The 802-nt window shown below is 41.0% G+C and carries 1 protein-coding gene; it reads right to left on the reverse strand.

Annotated elements, in window-relative coordinates; genetic code table 11:
• Window positions 1–125: 125 nt before the first annotated feature.
• A partial coding sequence (locus DYE48_RS20930; RefSeq protein WP_341865629.1) for a reverse transcriptase domain-containing protein occupies window positions 126–802 on the reverse strand: 677 nt, incomplete at its 5' end.

Below are 802 nucleotides of genomic sequence, written 5' to 3' on the forward strand. Positions count from 1 at the left end.
ATTCTTTGGCACATAGTGGTGACAATGAACATCTGAAGCGTGAAGATATTCGCCTGTAATTTCGCATTTCCCCATCTTCATACTATACCGACTAATACGATTATCCAGGTATTCGACACTTCGATTCAGATCGTTTTTGTTCCTAAACTAAAGGTTCTCTTATAAAAAGGCGGTGGCTTAAAAGGATGTTTTAGCGTTCCAACCGGTCGAAGGCGGTTCACTAAAAATGGTTTTAGATCGTAAGCAAGACGTGAAAACACGAAACTTACATGAGTAGATCGCTTAAAGTATTGGTGAAGTCCTAGAACAAAGCTATTGTAACGATGAATATTCTCAGCAGAAGGCGAAGCTTTCATTCTTCGAATGAGTTTCTTCGCTTCCTGTTTAATTTTCTCGCTTTTTGAAGAAATGACCCCAGTATGGGCCACTCGTTTCTTGCCCTTTTTATTCGCACGAATGGTGAATCCTAAGAACTCAGATTCTCGTTTTCTTAAGTTTACAATTTGAGATCTTTCTGGAGAGATGCCCAGCTTTAAGCGCTCTTTAAGGTACAGACGTACCGCGTGGTACCACCTTTGTGCTGTCTTTCCATCCCTGCATAGAATTTTAAAATCATCAGCATATCTGACCAGGTATCCCTTTTTCAAATTCGTTTGTTTTCTCGCTCGTCTTCTGGCATCATCTGAACTGTAAGATTTCGTCAGGGGAAATACTTCCCACTGGTCTGCAACCCATTGGTCTAGATCATTTAAGACGACATTAGAAAGAAGGGGAGATAAAATCCCACCTTGCGGTGAACCCT

The sequence above is a fragment of the Halobacillus trueperi genome (genome assembly GCF_003386945.1).
GTDB classification, from domain to species: Bacteria; Bacillota; Bacilli; order Bacillales; family Halobacillaceae; genus Halobacillus; species Halobacillus aidingensis.